10 protein-coding genes are annotated in these 9,135 nt (G+C 75.0%); 6 read left to right on the top strand and 4 right to left on the bottom strand.

Annotated elements, in window-relative coordinates; translation table 11 throughout:
* Window positions 1-357: 357 nt before the first annotated feature.
* The 3 genes from AC2CHG_RS27665 (at window position 358) to AC2CHG_RS27655 (ending at window position 3,259) form a co-directional block, all read left to right on the top strand.
* Window positions 358-1,548, top strand: coding sequence for a DUF2786 domain-containing protein (locus AC2CHG_RS27665; protein WP_484525904.1), 1,191 nt, complete (start codon window positions 358-360; stop codon window positions 1,546-1,548).
* A 101-nt stretch (window positions 1,549-1,649) separates the two neighbouring features.
* Entirely contained in the window at window positions 1,650-2,012 is a 363-nt protein-coding gene (locus AC2CHG_RS27660) for a YciI family protein (RefSeq protein ID WP_228531393.1), read from the top strand.
* On the top strand, window positions 2,009-3,259 hold the full coding sequence (locus AC2CHG_RS27655; protein ID WP_484525903.1) for an RNA polymerase sigma factor: 1,251 nt from the start codon (window positions 2,009-2,011) through the stop codon (window positions 3,257-3,259). Before AC2CHG_RS27660 ends, AC2CHG_RS27655 begins: the two co-directional genes overlap by 4 nt.
* Window positions 3,260-3,325: 66 nt before the next feature.
* On the opposite strand, the gene AC2CHG_RS27650 is transcribed toward AC2CHG_RS27655, so the two are convergent.
* The 4 genes from AC2CHG_RS27650 to AC2CHG_RS27635 all read right to left on the bottom strand — a co-directional run bounded on the left by AC2CHG_RS27650 (window position 3,326) and on the right by AC2CHG_RS27635 (window position 7,063).
* Window positions 3,326-3,499 carry a CsbD family protein gene (locus AC2CHG_RS27650; RefSeq protein ID WP_013283784.1) on the bottom strand — a complete coding sequence of 58 codons (174 nt, stop codon included), beginning with the start codon at window positions 3,497-3,499 and terminating at the stop codon, window positions 3,326-3,328.
* A gap of 67 nt (window positions 3,500-3,566) precedes the next feature.
* Window positions 3,567-5,822, bottom strand: coding sequence for a heavy metal translocating P-type ATPase (locus AC2CHG_RS27645; protein ID WP_484525902.1), 2,256 nt, complete (start codon window positions 5,820-5,822; stop codon window positions 3,567-3,569).
* A gap of 17 nt (window positions 5,823-5,839) precedes the next feature.
* Window positions 5,840-6,820, bottom strand: a complete 981-nt coding sequence (locus AC2CHG_RS27640) for a hypothetical protein (protein ID WP_484525901.1) — start codon at window positions 6,818-6,820, stop codon at window positions 5,840-5,842.
* Window positions 6,821-6,856: 36 nt separating this feature from the next.
* Window positions 6,857-7,063, bottom strand: coding sequence for a heavy-metal-associated domain-containing protein (locus tag AC2CHG_RS27635; RefSeq protein WP_269696025.1), 207 nt, complete (start codon window positions 7,061-7,063; stop codon window positions 6,857-6,859).
* 80 nt (window positions 7,064-7,143) lie between these two features.
* Between AC2CHG_RS27635 and AC2CHG_RS27630 the strand changes: the two genes are divergently transcribed.
* The 3 genes from AC2CHG_RS27630 to AC2CHG_RS27620 all read left to right on the top strand — a co-directional run.
* The gene (locus tag AC2CHG_RS27630) at window positions 7,144-7,443 is read left to right on the top strand and encodes a metal-sensitive transcriptional regulator (protein ID WP_402809240.1); all 300 of its coding nucleotides are present in this window, start codon (window positions 7,144-7,146) and stop codon (window positions 7,441-7,443) included.
* A 125-nt stretch (window positions 7,444-7,568) separates the two neighbouring features.
* Window positions 7,569-7,778 (top strand): SHOCT domain-containing protein, encoded by a 210-nt coding sequence (locus AC2CHG_RS27625; protein WP_366624455.1) that lies wholly within the window; start codon window positions 7,569-7,571, stop codon window positions 7,776-7,778.
* Window positions 7,779-7,942: 164 nt separating this feature from the next.
* Window positions 7,943-9,135: YibE/F family protein (locus tag AC2CHG_RS27620; protein ID WP_484525900.1), on the top strand; the 1,193-nt coding region annotated here is incomplete at its 3' end.

The following is a 9,135-nucleotide window of genomic DNA, read 5'->3' as shown; positions in this document are numbered from 1 at the left end:
GACCGGCGCCGCCGTCGGCGTGGGACGCGCGTCCGGCGCGGGCGCGCCCGGTGCCGCCGCCTGCACGGTCCGCCGCGCCTCGATGCGGTCCAGCAGGTCCGGGTGCCGGGCGGCGTACCCGCCGGCGGCGAGCGCGGCCCCGACCAGGACCACCGCCAGGACCCGTGGTGATCTCGACCTCCGTCGTCGCCGGTGCAGCCCCCGGTCATGCCCGCCCACGTGATCTCCGTCCGTCGCGCCGCCCCGCTCCGGGCAGGAGTACGGACGCCGGGCCCGGACGGTTGAACCGGCGGGCCGGGTACCGTCGGTACCGGGGTGGACGACCTGCCGCCTGTCGGAGTTCAGGGAGAGTCACCCGTGTCACCAGCCGAGCGACTGCTCGACGCCGCCGTCGCGACCGCGCGCGCCACCGACGTACGCGCTGCCGAGCGGGCCCTCGACGGGCTCGTGGTGGCCGACGGCGCGGCGGTGGACGCGGCGCTGCTCGCCCGGCTCACGCGGGACGTGGGCCGGCTCTGGCCGCGTGGCTGGCAGCCCGCCGACCTTGATCGACTAGCCGTCCGGCGGCTCACCCCGCGCGGCGCCCGGCTGCTGCGCGACGCGATGGCCGCGCAGCGGCGCACGCTGCCCGCGCCGGTCCCGGCCTGGTTCGACGAGCAGCTCGCCGACACCGGCGCCCGCTGGGACGACGACGCGGGCTGGCTGGATCGGCGCGCCGACGGGGACCTGATCACCGCGCTGCGGGACGCGGTGGACGCGATCGTCCTGGTGGCGGGGTTGCCGCCGATCGCGGCGCTCCGGCCGCCGCCCGGCTCGGCGGGTACCGCACTGGCCGCCGCGACACCGAGCGGTTCCCGGATGCTCGACCGGGTACGCGCGCTGCTGGCGAAAGCGGAGTCGACCGGCTACCCGGCCGAGGCGGAGGCGTTCACCGCGAAGGCGCAGGAGCTGATGGCCCGGCACAGCATCGACGCGGCGCTGCTCGACGCCGGGGCCGACCGGACCGGCGGCCCGGGTGGGGTGCGGATCGGCGTCGACGCCCCGTACGCGGCCGCGAAGGCGCTGCTGATCCAGGAGGTCGCGGCGGCGAACCGGTGCGAGTCGGTCTGGTCCGACGACCTGGGCTTCGCCACTGTCCTCGGCTTCCCGGCCGATCTGGCGGCTGTCGAACTGCTGCACACCTCGCTGCTCGTGCAGGCCACCGCCGCGATGCTGCGCGGCCGGGGTGAACGCGGCAGGGCCGGCGGGCGGCGCACCAAGGGGTACGACGAGTCGTTCCTCAACGCGTTCGCGCTGCGCGTCGGCGACCGGCTGCGGTCAGCGAGCGCGGCGGCGGCCGAGGAACTCGACGACGACCGGCTGCTGCCGGTGCTCGCGGCCCGCTCGGACGCCGTCCGGGAACGCGTCGACCAGCTCTTTCCGGGCACCACCCGGCACCGGCTCCAGGTGCGTGACGAGCAGGGCTGGGTCTCCGGCACCAGCGCGGCCGACCGGGCCTCGCTCGACCCGGGCCGCCCGGCACGCCGTCCGGTACGCGGGGGCCGCTGACTCTTCCCGGGGGATGATGTCGGATCGGGCGGACCGGCTCCGACCCGTCTGCGAGGCGCCACCGCCGGTGGCCCGCACCCGAGGAGTGCACCGTGAAGTACATGCTGCTGATCTGGAACCGGCCCGGCTTCGTGGAGGAGCTGTCCGAGGCGGAACGCACCGCGATCTTCGGTGAGGTCGACGAGATCATGAAGGAGCTGACCGAGTCCGGCGAACTGGTCGGCGGCGAGGCGCTGGCCCACCCCTCGCAGACCCGCACGGCCCGCCCGGCGGCCGGTGGCGGCGCCGAGGTCACCGACGGGCCGTTCATGGAGAGCAAGGAGCAGTTCGCCGGCTACCTGACCGTCGACTGCGAGACCCCGGAGCGGGCCGCCGAGATCGCCGCGCGCTGGCCGGACGTACGGCACGGCTTCGGTGTGCTGGAGGTGCGCGCGGTGATGGAGCAGGCCGGGACGGAGATGTGACGTCGCGGGCGGTCGAGGATCTGCTGCGTGAGCTCGCGCCACAGGTCCTCGGCGTGCTCGTGCGGCGGCACGGCCAGTTCTACGCCTGCGAGGACGCAGTCCAGGAGGCGCTGCTCGCCGCCGCCGTGCAGTGGCCGGAACAGGGCCTGCCCGACCACCCCCGCTCCTGGCTGGTCACCGTCGCCACCCGGCGGCTCACCGACGAGTGGCGCAGCGAGCACGCCCGCCGGGAACGCGAGGTGGCGGTGGCGGTCCGGCAGCCCGCGTACGCGACCGTCGCGCCGCCCGCCGACGAGGAGACCCCGAGCGGGGACGACACGTTGAAGCTGCTGTTCCTCTGCTGCCATCCGGCGTTGCCGGTGAGCGGGCGGGTGGCGCTCACACTGCGCGCCGTGGGCGGGTTGAGCACCGCCGAGATCGCCCGCGCCTACCTGGTGCCGGAGGCGACGATGAGCCAGCGGATCCGCCGCGCGAAGCAGCGGATCGAGGCGTTCGGCGCGCGTTTCACGCTGCCGTCCCCGGCCGACCGGGACGAGCGGCTGGCCGCCGTGCTGCGGGTGCTCTATCTGATCTTCAACGAGGGTTACACCGCCTCCAGCGGCGAGGCGCTGCGCCGGGCCGAGCTGACCGCAGAGGCGATCCGGCTGACCCGGGAGCTGCGCCGGCTGCTCCCGGACGACGGCGAGGTGGCCGGGTTGCTGGCGCTGATGCTGCTCACCGACTCGCACCGGGCCGCCCGTACCGGGCCGGACGGCGAGCTGGTGCCACTGGCGGAGCAGGACCGCAGCCGGTGGGACCGGGACGCCGTCGCGGAGGGGGTGGCGCTGGTGACCGAGGCGCTCACCTGGTCGGCGCCGGGGCCGTACCAGGTGCAGGCGGCGATCGCCGCGGTGCACGCGGAGGCGCCCACCGCCGAGGACACCGACTGGCGGCAGATCGTCGCGCTCTACCGGGTGCTGGCGCAGGTCGCGCCGAACCCGATGGTCACGCTCAACCAGGCCGTCGCGGTGGCCATGGTGGACGGCCCGCGTGCCGGGCTGGCGCTGCTGGCCACGCTCGACGGCGACGACCGGACCGCGGGGCACCACCGGCTCGCCGCCGTCCGCGCGCACCTGCTCGACCTGGCCGGTGACCGTGCGGAGGCACGGGCCGCGTACCTGGCCGCCGCGCGGGCCACCACGAGCCTGCCGGAGCGGCGTTATCTGGAGGTACGCGCCGCGCGCCTGGCCGGTGACCGGCCGCGCTGACCCCCGCCCGGACAGCACTCCGGGCCGGCCCGTGGGCCGACCCGGTGGTGTGTGTGCGTCGCGTACTCAGCTCTTGAAGGCGTCCTTGATCTTCTCGCCGGCCTGCTTGAGCTTGGCGCCCGCCTGGTCGTTGCGGCCCTCGGCCTCGAGGCGCTCGTTGTCGGTCGCCCGGCCGACGCCCTCCTTGACCTTGCCCGCGGTGTCCTGGGAAGCGTTGTCGATCTTGTCGTCCAGACCCATGATGACCTCCACTGATGCGGTTGCCTGACGACAACTGGTTACCCCGTCGGTCGTCGGCTCAATCCCCTCACCCGATCGGGCGGAAGCTCCGCAGCCGCAGGCTGTTGCCCACCACGAACACCGACGAGAACGCCATGGCCGCCCCGGCGAGCATCGGGTTGAGCAGTCCGGCCGCCGCCAGCGGCAGCGCCGCGACGTTGTAGGCGAACGCCCAGAACAGGTTGCCCTTGATGATCGCCAACGTCCGCCGGGAGAGCCGGATGGCGTCCGCGGCGGCCATCAGGTCGCCCCGGACCAGCGTCAGGTCGGCCGCCTCGATGGCCGCGTCGGTGCCGGTGCCCATGGCCAGCCCGAGGTCCGCGCGGGCCAGCGCGGCGGCGTCGTTCACCCCGTCGCCGACCATCGCGACCACGCGGCCCTCGCGCTGGAGCCGCTCGACCACGTCGACCTTGTCGGCGGGCAGCACCTCCGCGATCACCTCGTCGATGCCGACCTCGGCCGCCACCGCCTTCGCCACGGTGGTGTTGTCGCCGGTGAGCAGCACCGGCTTCAGGCCCAGTTCACGCAGCCGCGCGACGGCCGCCCGGCTGGTCGGCTTCACCGCGTCGGCCACCGCGAGCACGCCCCGGGCCCGCCCGTCCCAGCCGGCCAGGATCGCCGTCCGCCCGGCGGCCTCCGCGCCGGTCGCCGCCCGCACGACCTCCTCGGGTACGTCGAGACCCCGCTCCCGCAGCAGCCGGGCCCGGCCGACCACCACGGTCCGGCCGTCGACGGTGCCGGTCACGCCCAGCCCTTCGGCGTTGGCGAACTCGCCGACCGGCGGCAGCGGTCCGGCTTCGGCCGCGGCCTCGGCGACGGCCCGCGCGATCGGGTGCTCGGAGGCGGCCTCCAGCGCGCCGGCCACCCGGAGCAGTTCGTCGGCGCCCTCGCCGTCGGCGGGCAGCACCTCGGCCAGCGCCATCCGGCCGGTGGTGACGGTGCCGGTCTTGTCCAGCACCACGGTGTCGACCCGGCGGGTGGACTCCAGCACCTCCGGCCCCTTGATCAGCACGCCGAGCTGCGCACCGCGGCCGGTGCCGACGAGCAGCGCGGTCGGGGTGGCCAGGCCGAGCGCGCACGGGCAGGCGATGATCAGGACGGCCACCGCGGCGGTGAACGCGGCGGTCGGCCCGGAGCCGGTGCCGAGCCACCAGCCGAGCGTGCCGGCGGCCAGCGCGATCACGATCGGCACGAAGACGCCGGAGATCCGGTCGGCGAGCCGCTGCACCGCCGCCTTGCCGGTCTGTGCCTGCTCCACCAGCCGCGCCATCTGGGCGAGCTGGGTGTCCCCGCCGACCCGGGTGGCGCGGACCACCAGCCGCCCGCCGGCGTTCACCGTGGCGCCGACCACGGCGTCGCCCTGGCCCACCTCGACCGGCACCGACTCGCCGGTGAGCATGCTGGCGTCGACCGCGGACGTGCCCTCCTCGACCACACCGTCGGTGGCGATCTTCTCGCCGGGCCGGACCACGAACCGGTCCCCGACCGCGAGCCGGCCGACCGGGATCCGGGTCTCCTGCCCGTCGCGCAGCACCGCCACGTCCTTGGCGCCGAGTTCGAGCAGGGCGCGCAGCGCCGACCCGGCGGTGCGCTTGGAGCGCGCCTCGAAGTACCGCCCGGCCAGGATGAACACGGTCACCCCGGCGGCGGCCTCCAGGTAGATGTTGCCGGCGCCGTCGCCGCGGGTGATGTCGAGGCTGAACGGGTGCTTCATCCCGGGCATGCCGGCGTCGCCGAGGAACAGCGCCCAGAGCGACCAGCCGAACGCAGCCAGCGTGCCGAGCGAGACGAGCGTGTCCATGGTCGCCGCGCCGTGCCGCAGGTTGATCAGCGCGGCGCGGTGGAACGGCAGCCCGCCCCAGACCACCACCGGGGCGGCGAGGGTGAGCGAGGCCCACTGCCAGTAGTCGAACTGCCAGGCCGGAACCATGGCGAGCACGATCACCGGCAGGGTGAGCGCGGCGGAGACCCAGAGCCGGGTACGCGCGGTGCGCAGCTCGTCCACCGGCTCCCCGGCCGCTGCCGCCTCCGCCTGCTCGGGCGGCGGCGGCACCACGGCGGTGTAGCCGGTCTTCTCGACGGTGGCGATCAGGTCGGCCGGCGCGATGTCGTCGGCGTACCGGACGGTGGCCTTCTCGGTGGCGTAGTTCACAGTCGCCTCGACGCCGTCCATCCGGTTGAGCTTCTTCTCGATCCGGGCGGCGCAGGACGCGCAGGTCATCCCGCCGATCGCCAGTTCGATCAGGTTCGGCGCGGTGGGCAGCGCCTTTCCCGTGGCAGTCATCGCGGCACCTCCGGCGCTCAACTGTGCCCGTGCCCCGGGGTGCCGTGTCCGGCGTCCGGGGTCGGTGCGGTGGTGGATGCCGGCGCGGCGGGCGCGGGCGCGGTCCGGTCGCCGGCCAGGACGGTGAACTCGGCGGTGTGCACCGCGTCGCCGTGCCGGAAGTCCAGGTAGAGACGGTACGCCCCGGCCGAGGGCACCTCGGCGGCGAACGTGATCGCCGGACCGGCAGGTGTGCGCCCGTCGCCGGGCGTGCCCTCCGGGTGCACGTGCAGGTACGCCAGGTCGCCCTGCCGCAGCGCCACCAGGTGCCCGTACGCCCCGAGGTAGGGCGCAAGGTCGGTGACCGGCCGCCCGTCGCGGCTGACGGAGAGCGTGAGCCGGCTGGTGCGGCCCGGCTCCGGCGTGCCGGTCAGGGTGACCGTGTAGCCGTCGACTGTGGTGCTGGTCACCGGCGCCGGCAACGGCCGGGCGGTCAGCTCGCCGGGGACCGTGACGTCCAGGCCGAGCGTCAGCGGCTCGCCGCCTTCGGGGGTGAAGTCGGCGAACGCCCGCCATACGCCGGGGCCGCCGAGCGGTGAGGCGACCCGCCAGGTGCCGTCGCCGGCCATCTCCGGGTGGACGTGCCGGAACCCGGACAGGTCCCGGCGGGCGACGATCAGGTGCATGCGCTTGTCGTGGGCCACCTCGAAGCGGGTGACCGGTGCGCCGTCCGGGCCGGTGATCCGGAAGGCGAACTGCCCGGCCGGGGCGTCGGCGGGCTGGAGCGTGTAGCCGCGCTCGGAGACGAGCAGCCCGCCGGGCAGGTGCGCGGAGGCGCCGCCCGCCTGGCTCTCGTCACCGTGGCCGGTGTCGCCGGCCCCGTGGTCGCTGTCGGTGTCGTCGTGTCGGGTCTCGGCGGCCGGGGCGACGGGATCGGCCAGGTTGCCGATCCCGTACGCCGCGCCGAACACCGCCACGAGGCCGAGCGCGAAGCCGCTGAGCTTCGTCGCCGTGTTCATGGTGTCTCCTCGGTTCTCGCGGGTCCGCCGGACCCGTCACGCACCGACGAGGTCGTAGCCGGCCTCGTCGACCGCCGCGCGGACCGCGTCCACGTCCAGCGGGTTCTGACTGGTGACGGTGACCCGGCCGCCGGCCAGGTCGACCTGGACGTCGGTGACGCCCGGAAGTGCGCTCAGCTCGGTGCTCACCGAGTTGACGCAGTGCCCGCAGGTCATGCCGCTCACCTGGTAGGTGGTCTCCATCTCGCCCTCCGATCTGATACCCCCCAGGGGTACGTTCGGAACGTTAGCATACCCCCGAGGGGTACGCTATCCTCGGTTTCATGACCGCGCCGTCCAGCCCGACCCGGGGCTACACCGCCAGCAAGGACCAACTCCTCGCCCGGCTCCGCCGGATCGAGGGCCAGGTCCGTGGCATCGAGAAGATGGTCGAGGACGACCGTTACTGCATCGACGTGCTGACCCAGATCTCGGCCATCCAGGCGGCGCTGGACAAGGTGGGCCTGGGCCTGCTCGACGGCCACGCCCGGCACTGCATGCACGAGGGCGCCGCCGACGGCCGGGCCGACGAGATGGCGACCGAGATGATGGCCGCCGTCGGCCGCCTGATGAAGCGCGGCTGAGCGGGGACCTCCGGCCCTCGGACCAGGGCACATCGACCCGTGCCGGCGCACCCGGGCGGACGTACCGTCGACGTGGCGGGCAGGCCGGCCCGGCGGACCCGCGGTGACGGACGGAGGGCGGCCCGATGATGTGGCAGAGCCCGATGATGGGCTGGATGTGGATCTGGTCCCTGCTGGTGCTCGCCGTGCTGGCGGGGCTCGTCTGGGTGGCCGTGCGGTGGACCGGCCCGCAGCAGTCCGGGCCGACGGCGGCCCGGCGCATCCTGGACGAGCGGTACGCCCGCGGCGAGATCGACGAGGACGAGTACCGGCGGCGCCGGGCCGGCCTGGCCTGACCCGCGCGGGGCGCGCGTCACCGGCCACGGTGTGCGGGAGCGGCCGGCCGGGCTGCCTACCATGGCCGGGCGACGACCCGGACGTGGTCGACACGTCCGCGCCGGCCGGGTGACCAGACCGGTCCGGCGGACCAGGCGTCGCCGCGACCGTTGGGAGAGACCTCATGGGTGCCGACCACACCCGCCCCGCACCCGCCGCGCCGCCGGGCGTACGACGGCTGCTCGTCGCCGTGGTGGTGCCGCTGTTCGCGCTCACCGTGATCGCGGCGCTGGTGCTCTGGCCCGGACAGGACCGGGAGCCGGTGGGTGGCGCGGACGTCCCCCGCTACCACGGCACGGTGACCCGGGTGGTCACCGAGCCCTGCCCGCCGACGCCGGAGGCCCCGGAGGGCGGGGGTGGCCCCTGCGGCACCGTGACCGTCACCGCCGAGCAGGGCCCGGACGCGGGCCGGCAGGTCGAGACGCCGATCCCGGCCGGACCGGGCGCGCCCCGGGTCGCGGTCGGCGACGAGGTCGTCCTGGTCGAGCTGACCGACCCGGCCGACCCGGCGGTGAAGTCCTACAACATCGCCGAACACCAGCGCGGTACGCCGCTGATCTGGCTGATGGTGCTGTTCGCCGCCGCGATCGTGGCGTTCGGCCGGTGGCGCGGGCTCGCCGCGCTCGGCGGCCTGGTGGCCAGCTTCGCCATCCTGCTCGGCTTCGTGCTGCCGGGAATCGGCGCCGGCCAGCCGCCGCTGCTCGTCGCGATCGTGGGCGCCGCGTTGATCATGTTCGTGGTGCTCTACCTGACCCACGGGATCACCGCGCAGACGTCGGTCGCGGTGCTCGGCACGCTCGGCAGCCTGGTGGTCACCGGCGTGCTCGGCCTGCTCGCCACGTCCGCCACCCACCTGACCGGCTTCGGCAGCGAGGACGCCACCACGCTGTCCATGTTCCAGGGCGACGTGGACCTGCACGGACTGCTTCTGGCCGGCATCATCATCGGCTCGCTGGGCGTGCTGGACGACGTCACAGTCACCCAGGCGGCCACCGTCACCGAACTGGCGCACGCCAACCCCGGACTGTCCCGGCGGCAGCTCTACCGGGCCGCGACCCGGGTCGGCCGGGCCCACATCGCGTCCACCGTCAACACCATCGTGCTGGCGTACGCGGGCGCCTCGCTGCCGCTGCTGCTCCTGCTGGTCGCCGACTCCCGCCCGGTGAGCGAGATCCTCACCAGTGAGTTCCTCGCCCAGGAGATCGTCCGCAGCGCGGTGGCGACGCTCGGCCTGATCGCCGCCGTACCGCTGACGACCGGACTGGCCGCGATCGTGACCACCGCCGGGCGGCGCTCGCCCGGCGCGGAGCCGGCGCC

The organism is Micromonospora sp. ATLC20 (assembly GCF_057196585.1).
This window is presented reverse-complemented; position numbering and strand designations above follow the sequence as displayed.

Excerpts from the sequence above, each read along its gene's own strand:
- AC2CHG_RS27660 (WP_228531393.1), top strand. The coding sequence starts at position 1,650 with ATGCTGCTGATCTGGAACCGGCCCGGCTTCGTGGAGGAGCTGTCCGAG.
- AC2CHG_RS27650 (WP_013283784.1), bottom strand. The coding sequence starts at position 3,499 with ATGGGTCTGGACGACAAGATCGACAACGCTTCCCAGGACACCGCGGGC.
- AC2CHG_RS27645 (WP_484525902.1), bottom strand. The coding sequence starts at position 5,822 with ATGACTGCCACGGGAAAGGCGCTGCCCACCGCGCCGAACCTGATCGAA.
- AC2CHG_RS27640 (WP_484525901.1), bottom strand. The coding sequence starts at position 6,820 with ATGAACACGGCGACGAAGCTCAGCGGCTTCGCGCTCGGCCTCGTGGCG.
- AC2CHG_RS27635 (WP_269696025.1), bottom strand. The coding sequence starts at position 7,063 with ATGGAGACCACCTACCAGGTGAGCGGCATGACCTGCGGGCACTGCGTC.
- AC2CHG_RS27630 (WP_402809240.1), top strand. The coding sequence starts at position 7,144 with ATGACCGCGCCGTCCAGCCCGACCCGGGGCTACACCGCCAGCAAGGAC.
- AC2CHG_RS27625 (WP_366624455.1), top strand. The coding sequence starts at position 7,569 with ATGATGTGGCAGAGCCCGATGATGGGCTGGATGTGGATCTGGTCCCTG.